This window comes from Alterinioella sp. (assembly GCF_058343375.1).
Genome location: NZ_JBTUJH010000043.1, coordinates 1 through 19693 on the forward strand (window position 1 = coordinate 1; position 19693 = coordinate 19693).

A 19693-nucleotide genomic window follows, 5' to 3' on the forward strand; every position below is an offset into this window, starting at 1 on the left:
AGCAGCAGCACCGGCGGCTATAACGGCCTCAATTAGAGCGCGTCGCGCCTGATCGGATTCGAGCATTCATCGGCCGGACCGAGGCAGCGTTCGCGCAATCGAATGCGTTCGGGTCGGCCGGTGAATTCGATTTGGCGCGACACGCTCTAAGACCAAGCCGGTGCAGCCAGCGACCAACTGAAGCGCGATGCACATGCACCCCGTGTTCGTGATGCAACTCCAATACCAACTCGTCCAGTGTCAGATCGCCCCGCGCCTTAAGCCGACCCTGCACCCAGTCGGAAAGAGCGCTGAGTTTACCGCGCCCAGGATTGCCCTGCGGCTTGGGGGAAAGCGAACCAGTTTCGCGATACAACCTGACCATGTCATTGACGAACTTGATCGAAACCCGGAAATTTACGGCGGCGGATCGGTGTGTGTTCCCGTCTTCAACGAACGCTACTACCCGTTCGCGCAACGCTAGTGGATGTGGTTTGCCCATAAGTGACCTCAATATCTGCCTCAATGACAGAGAATCACAGATTAAACTCGTTGGGAATCCTGAATCTGATCAGGCGCGACACGCTCTAGTATTTCCCTCTCCTCGCGAAGCAGGCGAATTTCTTTGCGAAGGCGGGTATTTTCCTTCTCAACATCCTCGTGCGGTCCAGACATCAGGTCTTCATGCTGATGCTTTTGAACCCACTTGTTCAGCGTCGAAAGCCCAACCCCCAGATCTGATGCAATCTGCGGCCTGGTCAGGCCACTGGTCGTTGCGATCCGAACCGAGTCACGGCGAAATTTCTCGGTGTATCTCGTTGCCATTCCTTGTCTCCTTCATAGCAAACATCGCTCGAAAGAGACTGGAACCAAACCGGGACAATACCAGGGCCGAGACCGCGCAGGACCGCGCTGCCCGGGCACATGTCATCCCGTCTTCGATCATCCGCACCAGCCGCGCTCGACCCAATGGCGTCAATCCGGCATTCTTGTGCATGTTCATTCGATCCCTCCGAACCCAAGGTGGTCGCTTGGCAACTCCAACCAACGCGGAAAGGATTAAATGGACAGCCTGTTGAAAGCTCACAGCTAGCCCGGCAGGATCCCTGCGAAAACCGCCATGACAAGAGTGATCAGGCCTGTGATGCTCAGGACACCCGCAAGCAGCGGCGATAGCGGCGGGTCCGGTGCATTCCTTGTGTCTTCAGCGGCGCGATACATCGCCACCACGATGCGAAGATAGACGCCAAGCGCCAGCACCGAATTCAGGATGCCGATCAGCACCAGCCAGAGGAACCCGGCCTCGAACGCGGCGGTAAAGAGATAGACCTTGCCGACAAAGCCGAAAAGCGGCGGGATGCCGGTCAGCGACAGCAGAAAGATCACCATTGCGACCCCCGCAATCGGGCGCTTTCGGCCAAATCCGGCGATGTCGTCCAGATTGCGCCCGGCACCCATCACGATGGCGAAAGCACCAAGGTTCATCGCCACATAGGCGGCGGCGAACACGATGATGCCGGGAATGGCCAGGGGGCTGACCCCAAGCGCCACGATACCCATCAGGAAATAGCCGGATTGCGCCACCGAGGAATAGGCGATGAGCCGGACCAGATTGGTCTGCACCAGCGCCGCGAGATAGCCATAGGTCATGGTCGCCGCCGAGATCAGCGCCAGCACCAGCGGCCAGCCGGTGCCGGGCGGCAGATCGCGCAGCACCTGGGCAAAGGCAAAGAACGCCGCCGCTTTGGTGATGACCGAGAGATAGGCCGCGATCGAGACCGGCGCGCCGTCATAGGCATCGGGAGCCCAGAAATGGAACGGCACCAGCGCCGCCTTATATCCCAGGCCCACGATCACCGCGACCAGCCCCACCAGGGCAATCAGCGGTTTGCCATCCAGCGCGCCAAGATCCGAGAACAGCGTCGATCCGGTGCCGCCGAACCAGAAACTCAGCCCGTAGATCATCACCGATCCGGTGACGGCCCCGAACACCAGGTATTTCATCGCCGCCTCGGTGGCGGCGTCATCGCGCGGAAAGGCCACCAGCGCGAAGGAACCGAGCCCCGTCAGCACCACGCCCAGAACCAGCAGCATCATATCGCCGCCGCCCGCCAGCATCAATGCGCCCAGGGTAACGAGGGTGATCAGGGCATAGACGCTGCCTTCACGCTCCTGCCCGGCCAGTTCCACCCGCACCATGATCAGCGCCAGCGCGGTGCCCGGCAGCAGGATCAGCTTGGCCCATCCGGCGATCTGGTCGATCCTGTAGGTGCCGCCAAAGACCGTGGTATCGGCATTCAGCACCGGCAGGGTCAGCAGGGTCGCCGCCACCAGCCCGGCCAGCCCGAGGGCCAGCACCAGCCGCGGCGCGCGCGCCATTTCAGCGATGATCATCAGCATCGCGGTGGCGGCCAGCAGCAGTTCCGGGAACAGGAAGGACAGATCGCGCGCCATCAGAAGCTCAGGCTCGACATGGTGGTGTGGATCATGTCGATCAGCCAGCCCGGGGCCACGCCGACAAGGATTATCAGGATCAAAAGCGGCACGATCACCAGCTTCTCGCGCCGGTCAAGATCGGGCATCGTCGCCCAGGTCTGGTTTGGCGGGCCAAGAAACACCGCCGCGATGGCGCGCAGATAGAGCCCCGCCGTAACCACGATGGCAAGGATCGAGACAATCGCCCAGGGCGCAGTGTTGAGCGTTGCCAGAAACACCTGAAACTCGGCCGGAAAATGCGCCAACCCCGGCAGCCCGAGCGAGGCGAAGGCAGACAGGATAAAGGCCCATCCAAGCCAGGGCACGCGGGACAGAAGCCCGCCGAAATCGGCCATGTCGCGGCTATGGGCGCGGTCTTGCAACATGCCGACCAGGAAAAACAGCGCCCCGGTGACCAGCCCGTGGCTGACCATCTGCAAGGTCGCGCCATCCAGCGCAATGACCCGGATCGCCGGATCAAGGCTGAGCGCGGCCACGGCCACCCCGATCACCACATATCCCATATGGTTGACCGAGGTATAGGCGATCATCTTTTTCAGATCACTTTGCGCCAGAGCGGCGAAAGCCCCGTAAAGCGCGCTGACCACCCCGAAGGCGAGGATCACCTGTCCGGCCTGTACAAAGGCCTCGGGCGTCATTTGCAGGGCGAACCGCACCAGACCGTAAGTGCCGAATTTCAGCATCACGCCGGCCAGGATCACGCTGCCCGCCGTCGGGGCCTGCACATGCGCCGCCGGCAGCCAAGTGTGCACCGGAAAGGCCGGGATCTTGACCGCGAAAGTGAACAGCATCGCGATCAGGGCCAGCATGGCCGCAATCCCGGTCAGCGGTGGTGCGTCGATCCAGACGCGCATGTCGAATGTGCCGCTGCTCAGGTAGAGCCCGATGATTGCCAGCAACAAAGGCAATGATCCCAAGAGGGTATAGAGAAAGAACATCAAGGCGGCGCGCTGGCGTTCCTCATGGCCCCAACCGGCAATCATGAAATACATGCCGACCAGCGAGACCTCGAAAAAGACATAGAACAACAGCCCGTCCAGCGCCATGAAAGTGCCAAGTGCTGCGGTTTCCAGCATCAGCATCAGCACCACATAGCTGGCCGCGCGTTCGCTTACCCGCGCCGAATAGATTGCGCAGAGCAAAAACAGCAGCGATGTCAGCAGCACCAGCGGCAGGCTCAGCCCATCCAGTCCCAACCGGTAGGCGGCTCCGATGGCGGGGATCCAGGCGACCTCTTCGACCTGGGCAAATCCGCCCGGTTGAATGCCGCGTGACCAGATCACCAGCGTGATCAGAAAGGTAAGCCCGGTGGCACCGATCGAAAGCCCATGCGCCACGCGTGCCGAACGGTCGGGCAGGGCCATCAGCACCAGGCCGCCAAGGATCGGCAGGAAGGTCGCAAGGGTCAAAAGCGGCATGGGCGATCTCCTCAGAGATAGATTGGGGCGGCAAGAAGAACGCCGATGACAAGGGCGATGCCGAGAAAGGTCAGCGCCATTTCACGATGGATGAGGCCGCTTTGCAGGCGGCGGGCGCGGGTCCCGGCGGCGATGGTGCGGCGCACCAGTCCGAAGATTGCGGCATCAATTGCGTTGCGGTCGGTTCGCAGGGCGGATCGCCCGAGCGAAAGATTTACGCGGCCGATGGCCAGCACGGCCCCGAAAAGCCATTTTTCCAACCGCTCACAGGCCGCAGCGATGGACAGGGCCGGGCGCAGGATCAGCCCGTCCATTCCGCCGGCAAGGGAAAAACCGTTTCGTGCCGGGGCCGCCAGCGGGCCAAGCAGGCGGGCCGGCGCGATCAACCAGCCAAGCGCCAGCCCGCCCAACCCGGCGCTCAGCCCGAGAACCGGCACCATCAGGCCTGCTTCGGCCAATTCGCCATCCAGCAGATGTTCCAGCGGGGTAAAGCCCAGGCCAAGCCCCGCCGCCAATGCCACCAGACCCCCCATGCCCGCGGCCATGAAGGGGATGCGCGGCAGCGCCGCGGCCACCGGCCCCGACCACAGCGCCCTCAGCACGCGGCCCATATAAGCCCCGGTCAGCACGGTGCCCGCCAGCGCCAGCGGGGCCAACCAGAGGGCTGCGGGGCTGACAAGGGCTGCGGCAAGGATGGCGTCTTTGGAAAAGAACCCGGCCAGCGGCGGAATGCCCGCCAGCGCCAGCGCGGCAATGGCAAAGCCCGCGAAGATGGCGGGCCGGGCGCGCCCGGCCCCCGCCAGGGCGTCCAGATCGGTGCTTTCTCGGTCATGCTGAAACACGCCAGCGCCCAGAAAGAGCGAACTTTTGATCGCCGCATGGGCGATCAGATGCAGCAGCGCCGCCACCGGTGCCCCGGCCCCGACAGCGACCAGCATCAGCCCGTATTGGCTGGAGGTGGAGGCCGCCAGCAGCCGCTTGAGATCGCGCGCGGCCAAGGCGATCAACCCGGCCACCACGGCCGTCACCCCGCCGACGATGCCAACGGCCAAAAGCACCCCACCGGGCAGCATCGGGGCGACCCGGATCAACAGAATGGCCCCTGCCGCGACCAGCGTGGCCGAGTGCAGCAGCGCCGAAACCGGCGTCGGCCCCGCCATGGCGCGCATCAGCCAGTCCTGCAACGGAACCTGCGCCGATTTGCCCATCGCCGCCAGCAGCAGCAACAGCCCGGCAATCAGCGCCGGCGTGCCGGTGGTCTCAAGGGTGGCGGAAATCTCAGAACTGCCCGCCGCGCCGATCAGCACGAAGGCCCCGATATAAAGCCCCAGATCCGCGCTGCGGGTATAAAGAAACGCCCGTGTGGCCGCGCCCGCCACGCCGACGCGGCCATGCCAGAAGCCGATCAGCAGATAACTGACAAAGCCGATCATCTCCCAGGCCGCCAATAGTGTGATCCAATCGCCCGACAGCACCAGCGCCTGCATCGCGGTCACGAAAAGCAACATGGTGGCAAAGAAGCGAGGGCGCTCGGGGTCTTTTGCCATGTAGCCTACGCCATAGGTCAGCACCATCGCGGCGACCGAGGCCACAACCAAAGACAGGGTGGCGGTCAGCGGGCTTGCCACCAGGCGGATCGGAAAATCGGGCAGGAAGGGCAGGGTGGCCGCCACAGAATCGCCGCCCGATACGGTGATCAAGAGCCCAAACGCACCTGCAAACCCCAACCCGGCACCGGCCAGTGCCAAACCCGCAGGCCAGCGCCGAAGCATCAGGATTGCCAATGCCGCCAGCAAGGGTGCCAGAAGTGTCAGCGCCAGCATCATCATCCTTTCAACTCGCGGGCTTCTTCCATCTCGACCGATCCGCGCACCCGGAACCGCGCGATGGCGATGCCAAAGCCCACGGCCATTTCCACCGCCATCACCGCCATCACGATCAGCACGAACATCTGGCCTGCGGGCTCATCAGGGTGCAGATATCGCCAGAACGCCACCAGATTGACCAAAGCCGCGGCCAGGATCAGTTCCACCCCCATGATGATCATCACCAGGTTTGTCTGGCTGAGCGCGCCATAAAGCCCGGTGCCAAACAGGGCCGCGCCGACGGTGAGGGCGATCAGGAGTTCAGGGATCATTGGCCGCGCGCCCCTCATTTGGTGCAATCGCCACCATGGTCGCCGCGACCATGGCCGTCAGGATTGTCAGCCCGGCAGATTGAAAGATGAACATCGAGCGGCCGAGCAACTGACGCCCAAGCTCAGCGGTCTGTTCGGCGGCTGACGGGATGACGGTAGCGCCCGGGCCCCAATCGGCCAACCAGATCACCGCCAGCGCCGCGACCAGCCCGATGCCGCCCGCCGCGAGCGACAGACGTTTCTGATGCGTCATCTCCATCGCTCCCATGCCGCCGGGATCCATCATGAACATCACCATGAAGATTGCCATCACGCTCATCTCGGTGGCCATCATCATGATCTGCAACACGCCCAGAAATTCGACCTGCATCAACAAGAACATCACCCCCACGGCCGTTTGCGAGAATAAAAGCGCAATTGCGGAACGCACCATTGAATGAGTGCGAAACACGACAATGCCAAACCAGACCGCCGCCGCCCCGAAAAAGGCAAGGAAAGACAATTGTGCAAGCGATCCGGTCATATCGGCACCACCAGAGCAATCACGCCCACCAGAAAGATATTGGTCAGCGCCAGCGATATGCCCAGTTTCCAGCTCACCGCCAGATAACGCGCCTCGCGCAGCCGTGGCACCAGCCGTCCGGCGCTCAGCATCAGCGCCGTGACCACCAGGATCTTGAGCGCGCTCCAGACCACCGGCGGCAAATATGGCCCAAGCCAGCCGCCCAGATAAAATGTCACAATCGCCCCGGCCATCACCAGAATGATGACCATGCGCGCCAGCCGCAGCACCGCCAGCCGCGCGCCGGTATATTCCGCCTCGATGCCGCCCGCCAGATCGCCCGGCGCGGTTGGCAGATCAAGCGGCGGCAGCCAGGCCAGCCCCATCGCCGCGACCACAAAAAGCACGAAACCGATCGGTTGATAGACGATATTCCACAGCGCCGCCTGCGAGGTGACGATATCCACCGTCGACAGCGATTCCGCGCGCATGGCAACAGCCGTGATCGGCATCACGATCAGCATGGCATAGGCGATGAACTGGCCCAGAAACCGCCAGCCGCCAATCATCGCATAGGCCCCGTTCGGCCCCCAACCGGCCATGATCAAGGCCACCAGCACGTAAGCCAGCGCCGCGTTCAGAAACAGCGCGCCGGTAGCCAGATCGGTGATGATCAGCCCCGGTGCCAGCGGAATCACCGCCGCCGCCAACAGCCCGACAACCAAAAGCAGCACCGGTGCCGCCTCGAAAAACAGCCGGTCGGGCGTGCGCGCCAGCAGCGGTTCCCGGCCCAGAAGCGCCAGCGCCGAAATTGCCGGGCGGGTCAGGCTGAACCGGCCATGGGTCAGCCAGCCTTCCAGAACCGCGATGAAATAGCTTCCGGCCAACAGCGCCCCCAGGATGATGGCAATGGTCATGGCGCAATCTCCCACGGATCGAGATCGAGCGACCCGATTGCCGTCAGCGCGTCGGCCAGCTCAGACTGGGCAACCATGGCGTTGATCAGGTCTGACTGTGCCGCAAATGGGGTGGTGATTTCGGCGGTTTCGACCCGGCCCTTGTTGAGCGTCAGGTGTAATTGCGCCGGGCCGCGCGGGGTTTCGACCTCGGCCATGCCATGGCCGGTTGCCGCCGCCAATTCGCCCGGCTCGGGCATCGCAATGGCCCCCGCGCGGGCGATCAGATCGAGGCTTTGGGCAATCTCATCGAGGCGCTGATGCAGCCTTGCCCAGGCATCGCCCGCCGATTGCGTCACGATGGCAAGCCCAAGCGCGCGATAGATCGGATCATTGGCGCGTGCGTCAACGGCCATGCCTGCGGCGCGCGCAACCGGGCCGGTGGCGATCGTTTCGCCGTCCAGCCTACCGATCCCGGCAAGTTTATCGCGCAAGAGCGGCGTTGCCCGGACCCGGTGCAGAAAGGCCCGGATCGCACCGGCGCGGGTCGCAATCTCGCCCGCGTCGGCCCGGCGCAGCGCCAGTTGCAATGCGGCAGCCCTGCGTTCCAGCCAGACCATCCCGACCTGCGCCCCGAACCCGGCAAGCCAGTTCAGATGGCTGGCGATGCGTTCCCGCTCTACTGCCGCGGCGCAGGGCGTGGCTTTGTCGAGGGCAATATCCTGCGAGGCCGCCGCCGCCAGCGCCAGACAGGCCAACTGGCGCATTGCAACCGGGGCCAGTGGCGAAAGCTCGGCCAGCCGGTCGGCCAGCCCGCCTGGGTCAGAACCATGATTGAGCGCGGCACCGGCGAGGCTTTGCGCCTGCGCTTCAACCACGCTATCGCCGTCCAGCGTCAGCGTCAGGCCAAGACCTGCGGGCAAGCCGGGGAAGAACGGGCCAAACGGCGCGCTGATCCACTCCATCTTCAGCCCATCGGGGCTGGCAGGCTGATCGCGGGTCAGATCGACCATCGACATGAAATGCGCCTCGACACCGGCGGCGGTTTCGCCTTGCGCGGTATGGCCGGCATGGCCGGTATCTGCACCGTTCCCTGCATGGGCTTTGCCATGCCCGATATGCGCGTCATTGGCGTCAGCGGCGGTGTGTTTGGCGTGCCTGTGATGGTGCCCAGCATGGTCGCCCTTTGGCTCGACGGGCACCAGATGCATGCCGCATTTCGGGCAGTTGCCGGGCTGGTCGCGGATCACCTCCGGGTGCATCGGGCAGGTGTATTGCGCGGTGGTCTCGGTGTGGTCGTGGCTGGCATGCGTGCCGTGACCGCCCGGATCATGTTCCGCCGCCGCATCGGATTTGACCAGATGCATGCCGCATTTCGGGCAGTTGCCGGGCTGGTCGCGGATCACCTCCGGGTGCATCGGGCAGGTGTATTGCCCCGGCTCTGCAATCGGGGCGGGATGGCCCTGCGATCCATGATCTTCCGGCGGTGCCTGGTCCGCCATCTTGTGGCCGGAATGGCCGGTTGCAGCGGTTTCCTTTGGCATCAGGGTCATGCCGCATTTTGGGCAATTGCCGGGCTGGTCGCGGATTACTTCGGGATGCATCGGGCAGGTGTATTCGATACGGATGCCAAGCGCCGGTGCGTCAAAATCCATCACCTCGGCGGAAAACGCACCTGCGGCAATGAGATGGCGCAAATCGGCCAGCGCCGCCACCAGACCGGCCTGCGTCAGGGGCCCGGTCGCGTCAGCGGCGGGCCGGGGGGCGATGTCCTTGGCGGCCAATGCCAAAATGGCGCGGGGCCGGGGCATCTGCGCGTAGGCGACCGTTGCCGCATCGACAAGACCGGCCGGCAGCGCCCCGATAATCAGCAGTATATTGGCATGGCGCGGCGTGGTCGACAGATGCAGCCCGGCGACCACAAAATCGAGCCCGGCGGCACGCGCCACATCCGGCCCCGGCACTACAAATGCCACCAGATCGCGTGACATCGCCGCCGCCAGCACCCGCCGCAGCCCGTTCATCGGTCCTTTGCGCGCGCCCTGCATCATTGCCTCCGCAAAGCCCCCTGGCTCCAGCCGTAAAGCAGACCCAGAAACAGGATTGCCAGAAACACCCCCATATCGAGCAAGGCGATCAGCCCCTCTTCACGGTAAACGACAGCCCAAGGATACATGAAGGCCATTTCCATATCGAAGGCCAGAAACAACAGCGCATAGCCGTAATATTTGGCGTGATAGCGCACCCAGACCGGATCACGTGACAAGGTTCCGGCACTGGCGGGCACATCCTTGCCCGGCTCTGCCCGGGACCGCCCGATCGCGCGCGCCAGAGCGTAGAGGCTGAGCACGAAACCGAGCGCCCCCAGGGTCAGCCCGAACAAAATGGCATATTGGGCGAGTGCGCTCATTCCAGGATCAGTCCTTACGCCGGGAGAAACCACTGCACATCAGGATACAGAGGGCCAGCTTAGATTGCGCCATCGGGAAACTCTAGCGTATTTTTTTGCGATGCAGGTGACCGGTGATTCAAAACGTCGCGGGTTCCCAACAGGGTGCTGAAGACAGGCCATCTGATGGTCCCGCAGGGCGTATCAAGCCCTTGCCTGGAGCAATGTAACCGCTTACAGAATGGCGAGATTGCCGTATCACAACCGTCAAAGCGCTGCGCCGGTTGCCCCGACCCCTCTGGAAAGGAGGCTCTGACCCGCATGTCCATTCACAGCAAAATCGTTGACGATATGGTCGCCAATGACATCGGATTTGTCACCACCGTTCCCTGCAAGCAGTTGGCCGGTGTCATTGAAGAGGTCGAGGCGCGCCCCGAGATCCATCATGTTCCCGCCAATAAGGAAGATGAGGGGATGGGCCTGTGTGCCGGGGCCTTCATGGGCGGCAAACGCTCTGCCATCATCATGCAGAACACCGCCATCGGCGTGACCATCAACACGCTGGCGACGCTGATACAGTTCTACCGGATGCCTTTGCCGATGCTGATCTCATATCGCGGCGAGCTGCGCGAACCGGTGGCCTGCCAGGCGGAAATGGCGGTCCATACCAAGGCGTTGCTGGCCCAGTTGCATATCCCGACCTATCATTTTCACCACGAAGCGGATGTCGAGGAACTGGATGCGATCCTGAAATACAGCTTCATGTGTTCGAAACCGGTGGCGATCCTGACGGATGCGTCCTTTTGGGGAGGGTATTGAGATGAACCGTTCCGACATCCTGCGCGATATCGCGCCGGTGCTGCGTGACCAATTGGTGATCTGCAATATCGGCCTGCCAAGCCAGGAACTGCATATGATCGACGACCAGCCAAGCAATTTCTACATGTTGGGCACCATGGGGCTGTCCTCCTCCATCGGGTTGGGGCTGGCGCTGGCGCAGGATAAAAAGGTGATCTCGATCGACGGCGATGGCTCGGTCCTGACCAATTTCGGCACGCTGCCGACGATTGCCAATAATGTGGCGGATAATTTCATCCTGCTGATCATCGACAATGGCAGCTATGGTTCGACCGGCGATCAGCCGACCTATGCCGGGGGCAGGACATCGCTGGCGGCGGTGGCGACGGCCTGCGGCTGTGACAACGTGATCGAATGCCAGGCCGCGCAGGTCAGGGGCGTTCTGGAGGCCGCGATTGCGGGCGATCAGATGACCATCATCGTGGCGAAATGCGAGAGCGGGAATATCAAGGTTCCGGTGATCACGATGGATCCGGTCACGATACGGGATCGCTTCATGAATGAGGTTAAGAAATAACGATTACAAGATATTGCGATGCAATATTGATGTGATTGATTGCCCGTTCCGGGCTGTGCAGGGGCCGGTGGGGATGGTGCCGGGCGGAACAGGCCCTGACCCTAAAGCGCCGTCGTCATCGCGTGGCCGGGCGCATAGGTGATGCGCACTTTGGTCACCACCTGCGTCTGGTCCCATGTCAGCCGATCCAGCACGAAAAGCGCACTGGGATCGGGGCAGCCAAATGCGGCGATGGCACCTGTATCGGCCAAGACGGCCGAAAACCCGATCTCGCCATGGGTGTAGGGGGCGTTGGCCAACAGCCATTCATTGCCGCTGATCTCGGTAAAAGGGGCGTCGAGGGCGCCCGGCACGACACCCAGATTGATCCAGCGATCCTCCAGCGCGTAAGGGGCATCATCGGCCAGGTGCAGCGCGGTCAGATGCAAGGCCTGATCGGTCGCGGCAATATGCATGGCGGTGGCAATTTCGGGCGGCGGGGATAGCTGCTCGCGTGCCATCAGCCGGTAGCCATAAACCTGCCCGCGCCCCTCGACCTCCAGCCGGATCACCGGAATATCCAGCGTCGCCTTGGCCACGGGTTGCAGCGCCACGCGGGTGCCGGCCTTGCGGCGTCGATCCAGCAGCCCGGCCTCGGCCAGATTGCGCAGGGCGCGGTTCACGGTGGCCCGGGCGCAGCCAAACTCAGTGGCCAGATCGGCCTCGTTCGGGATCTGCGCGCCGGGCCGCCAAACGCGCGCATGGATGCGGCGCAGGACCTCGCTCTGCACCGATTGCCAGCTTTTGATTGGCCCGGTCACAGCGCGCCCTCAAGATCAGACAACGCGCGACGATAGCCGGCCTCGATCGCGTCGCGCGCGATATGGTGCCCGTTTTGCACGCGGTGGCGCCCGGCCGACCAGACATCGCGCACCAGCCGGTCGTCGCCCGCGAATATCCAGGCATCGAGCGCGGTATCGCCGGCGCGCCCCTCCAGATGGATCGAACCGGTATCGAGCGCCAGCATATCGGCCCAGAGCCCCGGTGCCAGCGCCCCGGTTGCGCGCCCCGCCGCCTGCGCCCCGCCCGCCAGCATCGCGTCATAAAGCCTGCGCCCGGTGGAGCGGTCTGCGCTGGCCAGCGCGGCCCGGCTGTGATCGCGCAGGCGTTGCGAATATTCCAGCATCCGCAGTTCTTCAGCCAGCGCGATGCGGATATTGCTGTCGGAGCCGATTGCGATGCGGCCGCCATGATCGAACCAGCGCACGGCGTCGAAAATGCCATCGCCCAGGTTGCTTTCGGTAAGCGGGCATAGCCCTGCAACCGCGCCGGTCGCGGCCAGCGATGTGGTTTCCTGCGCTGTCATCTGGGTCAGGTGGATCAGGCACCAGCGATCATCCAGCCCCATATTCTCCAGCGCCCATTCGACAGGGCGCGCGCCCCAATCACCCGCGACCTCCTCGACCTCAGGGATCTGTTCGGCCAGATGCAGGTGAATGGGGCCGGTGGGGTAGCGCTGGCCATAGGTTTTCAGATCCTCCCGGCCCAAGGCCCGCAATGAATGCGGCGCGACCCCGTGGCCGGCATCGGCAGGCAGCGAGCCAAGGCTGGCCACCGCACCGGCATGAAGCTTGTCAAACCGATCACGCGTATTGCCAAACCGGATCTGTCCGGGGCCAAGCGCGCGCCCGTCGCAGCCGCCATATTGGTAATGAACCGGCAACAGGCACAGGCCGATACCGGTTTCAGCCGCCGCCGCCGCGATGCGGCCCGACATTTCCGACAGATCATCATAAGGCGCGCCGCCGGGCTGGTGGTGCAGGTAGTGAAATTCGGCATTGGTGGCATATCCGGCCTCCAGCATCTCCATCTGCACGAAGGCCGCGATGGCCTGGACATGATCGGGTGTCAGCCGGTCGAGGAACCGGAACATGAGCTGCCGCCAGGTCCAGAAACTGTCCCGCGGATCGGGGCCGCGGCGTTCGGTCAGCCCCGCCATGGCACGCTGAAAGGCATGCGAATGGACATTGACCGGGGCAGGCAGCAGCAGGCCCGCGCGCATCGCATTGCCGGGTATCGCGCCGGTCTGCACCGATGCGATGCGCCCATCCGGGGCAATCGTGACCCGGACATCATCTGCCCATCCCGAAGGCAGCAATGCCGTTTGCGCCCAGATTTCCTGCATCACCCGTGACCTTGACAGTTTAATATGTGCATACATAATAGCGCGACCCCCGAAAGACACAAGTGAGTCCCGCCCATGATCCTGACAAATGCGACCATCGCCAGCCTGGCCGACAATAGCGGTTTTGGCCTGATCGAGGATGGCGCGATCGTGATGAATGGCGAGACCATCGCCTGGGTCGGGGCGCTGGCCGATCTGCCGGGGGATTTTGCCGATGAGCCGCGCCGTGACCTTGGCGGGCGGCTGGTAACGCCCGGCTTGATCGATTGCCACAGCCATGTGGTTTTCGGCGGCAATCGTGCGGCCGAGTTCGAGCAGCGCCTGAACGGGGCCAGCTATGAGGAGGTGGCGCGGGCAGGCGGCGGTATCGTTTCGACCATGCGCGCCACGCGGGCCGCATCCGAGGCTGAATTGCTGGCCGGTGCGCTGACCCGTGTTGATGCGCTGATTGGCGAAGGCGTGACGCTGATCGAGGTGAAATCGGGCTATGGGCTGGATCATGACACCGAGCTTAAAATGCTGCGCGTGGCGCGGGCCATCGGCGCGGCGCGCGCCATCGAAATCCGCACCAGTTTCCTTGGCGCACATGCCACGCCCGCGGAATATGCGGGCCGCGATGATGCCTATATTGATGAGGTCGCCATCCCCGCGCTGCGCGCCGCCCATGCGGCCGGTCTGGTCGATGCAGTCGACGGGTTCTGTGAAGGAATTGCATTTGATACCAATCAGATCAGGCGTATCTTTGATGTAGCACATGAACTTGGCCTGCCGGTAAAACTGCATGCCGAGCAATTGTCGAATATCGGCGGCACGCAATTGGCTGCTGCCTGTGGCGCGCTCTCGGCCGATCACCTCGAATACGCGACCGGGGATGACGCGCGCGCATTGGCCGCCTCTGGCACCGTTGCCGTCCTGCTGCCCGGTGCGTTCTACACCATCCGCGAAACCCAGGCCCCGCCGGTGCAGGCCTTTCGCGATCATGGCGTGGCGATGGCGCTGGCCACCGATTGCAACCCCGGCTCCTCGCCGCTGTCCTCGCTTTTGCTGACCATGAATATGGGCTGCACGCTGTTTCGCATGACGCCGCTGGAGGCGCTGCTAGGCGTCACCGCCCATGCCGCTGCCGCGCTTGGGGCCGCAGACAGGGGCCGCATCATCGCCGGCCATCGCGCCGATCTGGCGGTGTGGGATGTCGAGACCCCGGCCGAGCTGGCCTATCGTATCGGCTTCAACCCGCTGCATATACGCATTTTCGGGGGCCGGATATGACCATTCGCCTGACCCCCGGTGCCGCCTCTCTGGCCGAGTTGCACGCGATCTGGACTGGCCGCGATGCGGTAGAGCTGGACCCCGGCGCGCGCCCCGGGGTTGAGGCCGCCGCCGCTTTGGTTGCGCGTGCCGCTGCGGGCGGTGCCGCCGTTTATGGCGTCAATACCGGCTTTGGCAAACTGGCCTCTGTCAAGATCGCCGCCAGCGATACCGCGACGCTGCAACGCAATCTGATCCTGAGCCATTGCTGTGGTGTGGGCGAGGTGCTGGATGCGGCCACCACGCGGCTGATGATGGCGCTGAAATTGCTGTCGCTTGGGCGTGGGGCATCGGGCTGCACCTGGGATGTAATTGAAATCCTTCAGGGAATGCTGGCAAAAGGTGTTTCTCCGGTAATCCCGGCGCAAGGCTCTGTGGGGGCGTCGGGCGATCTTGCGCCGCTGGCCCATATGGCCGCCACCATGATCGGCGAGGGCGAGGCGGTGTTTGCAGGCGCGCGCATGTCCAGTGCCGATGCCCTGAAAAAGGCGGGCCTAAAACCCATCACGCTTGGCCCCAAGGAAGGGCTGGCGCTGATCAACGGCACCCAGTTTTCCACCGCCTGCGCGCTGGTGGGGCTGTGGGGCGCGTGGCAGAACGCGGCCACATCGGTGCTGACCTGCGCGCTGTCGACCGATGCCATCATGGGATCGACCGCGCCGTTGCAGGATGCCATTCACACCCTGCGCGGACATGCCGGTCAGATTGCCGTGGCGCGGGCGCAGCGCGCCTTGATGGAGGGCTCAGAGATCCGCGAAAGCCACCGTGACGGCGACACCCGCGTGCAAGACCCCTATTGCATCCGCTGCCAGCCGCAGGTGACGGGGGCGGCGATGGATCTGCTGCATTTCGCGGCCCGCACGCTGCAGGTGGAGGCCAATGCCGTCACGGATAACCCGCTGGTGCTGGTCGATCAGGGGCTGATCGTCTCGGGCGGGAATTTTCATGCCGAGCCCGTGGGCTTTGCCGCCGATCAGATCGCCGTGGCCGTCAGCGAGATTGGCGCGATTGCGCAGCGCCGGGTGGCTTTGATGGTTGATCCGACTTTGAGCTTCGATCTGCCGCCCTTTCTGACGCCCGATCCGGGTCTGAATTCCGGCCTGATGATCGCTGAGGTGACGACAGCCGCTTTGATGAGCGAAAACAAGCATTTGGCAAATCCCTGCACGACCGATTCAACGCCGACCTCTGCCAATCAGGAGGATCACGTCAGCATGGCTGCCCATGCCGCGCGGCGCCTGTTGCGGATGAATGCAAACCTCAATGTCATTTTGGGGGTGGAGGCCATTTGCGGTGCGCAGGGCATTGCGTTTCGTGCCCCTTTGCAAACATCCGAACCGTTGCAATCGGCCATCACTGCCCTGCGCCGCGCGGTGCCTGAACTGGGCGCTGATCGCTACATGGCCCCGCTGATCGAGGCCGCCGCTGCGATGGTTGCCGATGGCACATTGACCGGCGCGGTCACCTTGCCCGAATTTGTGAAGGGTGTGCTGCCATGAACCCGGTTGAAATCGTCCAGGGCGACAGCCCCATCGTGTTGGGCCTGCCCCATACCGGCACGCATCTGCCGGGGGATGTGGCCGAAAAACTCAATGAAAACGGGCTTTTGCTGGCCGATACCGATTGGCATGTCGACCGGCTCTATGACGGGGTGATGCCGGGGGTCACCACCGTGCGCGCCACCTTCCACCGCTATGTGATCGACGCCAATCGCGACCCGGAAGGCGGCAGCCTCTATCCTGGCCAGAACACCACCGGGCTGGTGCCGGTCACGGATTTCGACGGGCGGGGCATCTGGCGCGCGGCCCCTGACGCGGATGAAATTGCCCGGCGGCTGGCGGAATATCACGCCCCCTATCATGCAGCGTTGCGCGCGGAACTGGACCGGGTCCGCGGCCTGCATGGCGTGGCCATCCTCTATGATTGCCACTCGATCCGGTCGCATATCCCGTTCCTGTTCGAGGGCCGCTTGCCCGATTTCAATATCGGCAGCAATCAGGGCGCGACCTGTGCCCCGTCCGTCGAACGATCCGTTCTTGATACATCTTCCAAAACAGATGGTTACAAGACGATCTTGAATGGTCGCTTTAAAGGCGGCTGGACCACGCGCCACTATGGCAGACCCGCTGAGAACATCCACGCCATCCAGATGGAACTGGCGCAATCGACCTATCTGACGACAGAGGCCGCGCCCTGGACCTATGACAAAGCCAAATCCGCGCGCCTGCGCCCGGCGCTGACCCAAATCCTGACTGCTCTGGCCCAACTGGCCCCAAATCTGAAAGGTGCCGCATGACCAACCCCCGCCACAATATCCGCGATGTCTATCCTGCCACCGGCACTGAGATCACCGCCAAATCCTGGCTGACCGAGGCCCCGATGCGGATGCTGATGAATAATCTGCACCCCGATGTGGCCGAAAACCCGCATGAATTGGTGGTGTATGGCGGCATTGGGCGCGCCGCGCGGACCTGGGATGATTTCGATGCCATCGTCGCCAGCCTCAAGACGCTGGAGGAGGATCAGACCCTGCTGGTGCAATCGGGCAAGCCGGTGGGCATTTTTCGCACCCACGCGGACGCGCCGCGGGTGTTGATCGCCAATTCCAACCTGGTGCCGCATTGGGCCACCTGGGACCATTTCAACGAATTGGATAAATTGGGCCTGGCGATGTATGGCCAGATGACCGCCGGATCCTGGATCTATATCGGGTCGCAGGGCATCGTGCAGGGCACCTATGAAACCTTTGTCGAGGCCGGTCGTCAGCATTATGACGGTGACCTGACGGGCAAATGGATCCTGACCGGCGGGCTTGGCGGCATGGGCGGCGCGCAGCCGCTGGCCGCGGTCATGGCCGGGGCCTGTTGTCTGGCGGTGGAATGCGACGCGACGCGGGCCGAGTTTCGCAAACGCACGGGATATGTCGATGAGATCACGGATTCGGTGGATGACGCGCTGACCATGATCGAGCGCTGGACCAGATCCGGGGAAGCAAAATCGGTGGGTCTGATCGGCAATGCGGCGGATGTTTTCCCGGAGCTTGTCCGGCGCGGCGTGCGCCCCGATATCGTGACCGACCAGACCAGCGCCCATGACCCCATTCACGGCTATCTGCCGCAGGGCTGGAGCGTGGCCGAATGGCGCGACAAGCAGCAAAGCGACCCGAAAGCGGTGGAAAAGGCGGCCCGCGCCTCGATGAAGGTTCAGGTCACCGCCATGGTCGAGTTCTGGAATATGGGCCTGCCGGTGCTGGATTACGGCAACAATATCCGCCAGATGGCGCTGGAGGAGGGGCTGGAGGATGCCTTTGCCTTTCCCGGCTTCGTGCCGGCCTATATCCGGCCGCTGTTTTGCCGTGGCATCGGGCCGTTTCGCTGGTGTGCGTTGTCCGGTGACCCCGAGGATATCTACCGCACCGATGCCAAGGTGAAGGAGTTGATCGACGACCCGCATCTGCATAAATGGCTCGATATGGCGCGCCAGCGGATCGCGTTTCAGGGCCTGCCGGCGCGGATTTGTTGGGTCGGGTTGGGCCTGCGCCACAAACTCGGCCTCGCCTTCAATGAAATGGTGCGGACCGGCGAATTGAAAGCCCCGGTCGTGATTGGCCGCGATCATCTCGATAGCGGCTCGGTCGCCTCCCCCAACCGCGAGACCGAGGCGATGAAGGATGGCAGTGATGCGGTGTCCGACTGGCCGCTGCTCAATGCGATGCTGAACGTGGCCAGCGGGGCAACTTGGGTGTCCTTGCATCATGGCGGCGGTGTCGGCATGGGGTTCAGCCAGCATTCCGGCATGGTGATCTGCTGCGACGGCAGCGTCGATGCCGACCGGCGCATTGCCAATGTGCTGTGGAATGATCCGGCCACGGGCGTGATGCGCCATGCCGATGCGGGCTATCAGATTGCGCTGGATTGCGCCCGCGAAAACGGCCTGAATCTGCCGGGCATTCTGAAGGGGTAACCGGGGAGTTTCTGATCAATGCTGTCTGGCCGGGCCCAGTGTCTGGCGGATCCGAATATCCGTCTGCAGCTCGATATTGCCCGGCACGCCCTGTTTTTTGATCGCCTGCACCAGCATTTGCGCCGCGCGGCGGCCCATTTCACGGTGCGGCACATGTACGGTTGTCAGGGCCGGTTCGGCAAGACCCGCAAGCTCGATATCGTCGAAGCCGGTGATCGACACATCCTGCGGAACGCGCAGGCCCATTTGCCTGGCGGCGCGCAGGGCCCCGATGGCCAGAACGTCATTGCCGCACATTACGACGCTTGGCGCATCGTCCGACCTCATGATCTGGCGGAACGCGGTGCCTCCGTTTTCAATTCCGTAAGGGGTTTCGAGCAGCAGCAATTGATCCTCAGACAGGCCGGCCTCGTGCATCGCCAGCCGGACGCCCGCGACACGGTCGCGGGCACGGTCATTTGCCACACCCGGAGCGGAAATCAACCCAATGCGGCTGTGACCCCTGGCGATGACCAGCCGGGCCAGCCCGGCCATGGCGGCCGTATTGTCAAAGCCGATCGACATTTGCGCAGCCCCCTTGCGATAGGCCCAGGCAATCAATGCGGGCAGGTTTCGCCGGGCCAGAAACGCATGGATTTCGGGGCTGCGGTGGTAGCCGATCAGCAGCAGCGCATCGGCGCCGCGCGCGGCCAATGTCCTGATCTGTTCTTCCTCCAGATCCTCGCGGTAGGAGGAACTGGCGATCAGAAGGGTCTGGCCGTGATTGCCCAGTTCCTCCTGAAAGGCCTGAATGCCACGCGCGAAAATGGCGTTATCCATGGTCGGGATGATGGCCCCGATAGTGTTGGTGCGTTTGGCGGCAAGCGCGCGGGCGCTGAAATTCGGCGCATATCCAAGCTCGCGCACGGCCTGCATCACCCGTTCGCGGGTTTCGCCCACCACCTGATCGGGAGAGTTCAGGCAGCGTGACACCGTTGCCGTCGACACATTGGCCAGGCGGGCCACATCGGCCAGCGTCGGCACTGGTGGGGGCGTTTGCGATTGGTATCGTCTCAAAGTTCGGCCC

At 63.4% G+C, this 19693-nt stretch carries 18 protein-coding genes; 6 read left to right on the top strand and 12 right to left on the bottom strand.

All coding sequences use genetic code 11. The features are described from left to right. Positions 1 to 522 precede the first annotated feature (522 nt). The 9 genes from ACW8PS_RS07140 to ACW8PS_RS07180 form a co-directional block, all read right to left on the bottom strand. Complete coding sequence (locus ACW8PS_RS07140) at positions 523 to 804, bottom strand: transposase (protein WP_491526649.1); 282 nt, start codon at positions 802 to 804, stop codon at positions 523 to 525. A 264-nt stretch (positions 805 to 1068) separates the two neighbouring features. Further along, positions 1069 to 2433, bottom strand: a complete 1365-nt coding sequence (locus ACW8PS_RS07145) for an NADH-quinone oxidoreductase subunit N (protein WP_491526650.1) — start codon at positions 2431 to 2433, stop codon at positions 1069 to 1071. Beyond that, on the bottom strand, positions 2433 to 3893 hold the full coding sequence (locus tag ACW8PS_RS07150; protein WP_491526651.1) for a complex I subunit 4 family protein: 1461 nt from the start codon (positions 3891 to 3893) through the stop codon (positions 2433 to 2435). Before ACW8PS_RS07150 ends, ACW8PS_RS07145 begins: the two co-directional genes overlap by 1 nt. 11 nt (positions 3894 to 3904) lie before the next feature. After that, positions 3905 to 5716 carry an NADH-quinone oxidoreductase subunit 5 family protein gene (locus ACW8PS_RS07155; protein WP_491526652.1) on the bottom strand — a complete coding sequence of 604 codons (1812 nt, stop codon included), beginning with the start codon at positions 5714 to 5716 and terminating at the stop codon, positions 3905 to 3907. Positions 5717 to 5718: 2 nt separating this feature from the next. Then, positions 5719 to 6030: an NADH-quinone oxidoreductase subunit NuoK gene (gene nuoK / locus ACW8PS_RS07160; protein WP_491526653.1), complete on the bottom strand. Its 312-nt coding sequence runs from the start codon at positions 6028 to 6030 to the stop codon at positions 5719 to 5721. Continuing rightward, positions 6020 to 6553: an NADH-quinone oxidoreductase subunit J family protein gene (locus tag ACW8PS_RS07165; RefSeq protein WP_491526654.1), complete on the bottom strand. Its 534-nt coding sequence runs from the start codon at positions 6551 to 6553 to the stop codon at positions 6020 to 6022. Before ACW8PS_RS07165 ends, nuoK begins: the two co-directional genes overlap by 11 nt. Continuing rightward, a complete protein-coding gene (locus tag ACW8PS_RS07170; protein ID WP_491526655.1) occupies positions 6550 to 7449 on the bottom strand; it encodes an NADH-quinone oxidoreductase subunit H in 900 nt (299 codons plus the stop codon). The genes ACW8PS_RS07165 and ACW8PS_RS07170 overlap by 4 nt, the downstream gene beginning before the upstream one ends. Continuing rightward, on the bottom strand, positions 7446 to 9452 hold the full coding sequence (locus ACW8PS_RS07175; protein ID WP_491526656.1) for a heavy metal-binding domain-containing protein: 2007 nt from the start codon (positions 9450 to 9452) through the stop codon (positions 7446 to 7448). Before ACW8PS_RS07175 ends, ACW8PS_RS07170 begins: the two co-directional genes overlap by 4 nt. 23 nt (positions 9453 to 9475) lie before the next feature. Continuing rightward, on the bottom strand, positions 9476 to 9838 hold the full coding sequence (locus ACW8PS_RS07180) for an NADH-quinone oxidoreductase subunit A (protein ID WP_491526657.1): 363 nt from the start codon (positions 9836 to 9838) through the stop codon (positions 9476 to 9478). Between the two features lie 300 nt (positions 9839 to 10138). On the opposite strand from ACW8PS_RS07180, the gene ACW8PS_RS07185 reads away from it, so the two are divergent. Both ACW8PS_RS07185 and comE read left to right on the top strand, forming a co-directional pair. Next, complete coding sequence (locus ACW8PS_RS07185; protein ID WP_491526659.1) at positions 10139 to 10636, top strand: sulfopyruvate decarboxylase subunit alpha; 498 nt, start codon at positions 10139 to 10141, stop codon at positions 10634 to 10636. Position 10637: 1 nt separating this feature from the next. After that, on the top strand, positions 10638 to 11192 hold the full coding sequence (gene comE / locus ACW8PS_RS07190; protein WP_491526660.1) for a sulfopyruvate decarboxylase subunit beta: 555 nt from the start codon (positions 10638 to 10640) through the stop codon (positions 11190 to 11192). Positions 11193 to 11293: 101 nt separating this feature from the next. Here comE and hutC read toward each other — a convergent pair whose 3' ends face one another. Both hutC and ACW8PS_RS07200 read right to left on the bottom strand, forming a co-directional pair. Further along, positions 11294 to 11992: a histidine utilization transcriptional repressor HutC gene (gene hutC / locus ACW8PS_RS07195; RefSeq protein WP_491526662.1), complete on the bottom strand. Its 699-nt coding sequence runs from the start codon at positions 11990 to 11992 to the stop codon at positions 11294 to 11296. Further along, complete coding sequence (locus tag ACW8PS_RS07200; protein WP_491526663.1) at positions 11989 to 13356, bottom strand: formimidoylglutamate deiminase; 1368 nt, start codon at positions 13354 to 13356, stop codon at positions 11989 to 11991. Before ACW8PS_RS07200 ends, hutC begins: the two co-directional genes overlap by 4 nt. 75 nt (positions 13357 to 13431) lie before the next feature. Here ACW8PS_RS07200 and hutI point away from each other — a divergent pair, with 75 nt between their 5' ends. The 4 genes from hutI to hutU are packed head-to-tail and all read left to right on the top strand — an operon-like array spanning position 13432 to position 18627. After that, positions 13432 to 14625, top strand: coding sequence for an imidazolonepropionase (gene hutI, locus ACW8PS_RS07205; protein WP_491526664.1), 1194 nt, complete (start codon positions 13432 to 13434; stop codon positions 14623 to 14625). After that, entirely contained in the window at positions 14622 to 16163 is a 1542-nt protein-coding gene (hutH, locus tag ACW8PS_RS07210) for a histidine ammonia-lyase (protein WP_491526665.1), read from the top strand. The genes hutI and hutH overlap by 4 nt, the downstream gene beginning before the upstream one ends. Continuing rightward, a complete protein-coding gene (gene hutG / locus ACW8PS_RS07215; RefSeq protein WP_491526666.1) occupies positions 16160 to 16960 on the top strand; it encodes an N-formylglutamate deformylase in 801 nt (266 codons plus the stop codon). Before hutH ends, hutG begins: the two co-directional genes overlap by 4 nt. After that, a complete protein-coding gene (gene hutU, locus ACW8PS_RS07220) occupies positions 16957 to 18627 on the top strand; it encodes a urocanate hydratase (RefSeq protein ID WP_491526667.1) in 1671 nt (556 codons plus the stop codon). The genes hutG and hutU overlap by 4 nt, the downstream gene beginning before the upstream one ends. A 15-nt stretch (positions 18628 to 18642) precedes the next feature. Here the strand turns inward: hutU and ACW8PS_RS07225 are convergent, their stop codons facing one another. Next, the gene (locus ACW8PS_RS07225) at positions 18643 to 19683 is read right to left on the bottom strand and encodes a LacI family DNA-binding transcriptional regulator (RefSeq protein WP_491526668.1); all 1041 of its coding nucleotides are present in this window, start codon (positions 19681 to 19683) and stop codon (positions 18643 to 18645) included. Positions 19684 to 19693 lie beyond the last annotated feature (10 nt).

Bases quoted from the DNA above. Each gene is read 5' to 3' on its own strand.
- ACW8PS_RS07175 (WP_491526656.1), bottom strand. From the start codon at position 9,452: ATGAACGGGCTGCGGCGGGTGCTGGCGGCGGCGATGTCACGCGATCTG.
- ACW8PS_RS07170 (WP_491526655.1), bottom strand. From the start codon at position 7,449: ATGACCATTGCCATCATCCTGGGGGCGCTGTTGGCCGGAAGCTATTTC.
- ACW8PS_RS07200 (WP_491526663.1), bottom strand. From the start codon at position 13,356: ATGCAGGAAATCTGGGCGCAAACGGCATTGCTGCCTTCGGGATGGGCA.
- ACW8PS_RS07180 (WP_491526657.1), bottom strand. From the start codon at position 9,838: ATGAGCGCACTCGCCCAATATGCCATTTTGTTCGGGCTGACCCTGGGG.
- ACW8PS_RS07140 (WP_491526649.1), bottom strand. From the start codon at position 804: ATGGCAACGAGATACACCGAGAAATTTCGCCGTGACTCGGTTCGGATC.
- ACW8PS_RS07145 (WP_491526650.1), bottom strand. From the start codon at position 2,433: ATGGCGCGCGATCTGTCCTTCCTGTTCCCGGAACTGCTGCTGGCCGCC.
- ACW8PS_RS07165 (WP_491526654.1), bottom strand. From the start codon at position 6,553: ATGACCGGATCGCTTGCACAATTGTCTTTCCTTGCCTTTTTCGGGGCG.
- hutU (WP_491526667.1), top strand. From the start codon at position 16,957: ATGACCAACCCCCGCCACAATATCCGCGATGTCTATCCTGCCACCGGC.
- ACW8PS_RS07155 (WP_491526652.1), bottom strand. From the start codon at position 5,716: ATGCTGGCGCTGACACTTCTGGCACCCTTGCTGGCGGCATTGGCAATC.
- nuoK (WP_491526653.1), bottom strand. From the start codon at position 6,030: ATGATCCCTGAACTCCTGATCGCCCTCACCGTCGGCGCGGCCCTGTTT.
- comE (WP_491526660.1), top strand. From the start codon at position 10,638: ATGAACCGTTCCGACATCCTGCGCGATATCGCGCCGGTGCTGCGTGAC.
- hutI (WP_491526664.1), top strand. From the start codon at position 13,432: ATGATCCTGACAAATGCGACCATCGCCAGCCTGGCCGACAATAGCGGT.
- ACW8PS_RS07150 (WP_491526651.1), bottom strand. From the start codon at position 3,893: ATGCCGCTTTTGACCCTTGCGACCTTCCTGCCGATCCTTGGCGGCCTG.
- hutG (WP_491526666.1), top strand. From the start codon at position 16,160: ATGAACCCGGTTGAAATCGTCCAGGGCGACAGCCCCATCGTGTTGGGC.
- ACW8PS_RS07185 (WP_491526659.1), top strand. From the start codon at position 10,139: ATGTCCATTCACAGCAAAATCGTTGACGATATGGTCGCCAATGACATC.
- hutH (WP_491526665.1), top strand. From the start codon at position 14,622: ATGACCATTCGCCTGACCCCCGGTGCCGCCTCTCTGGCCGAGTTGCAC.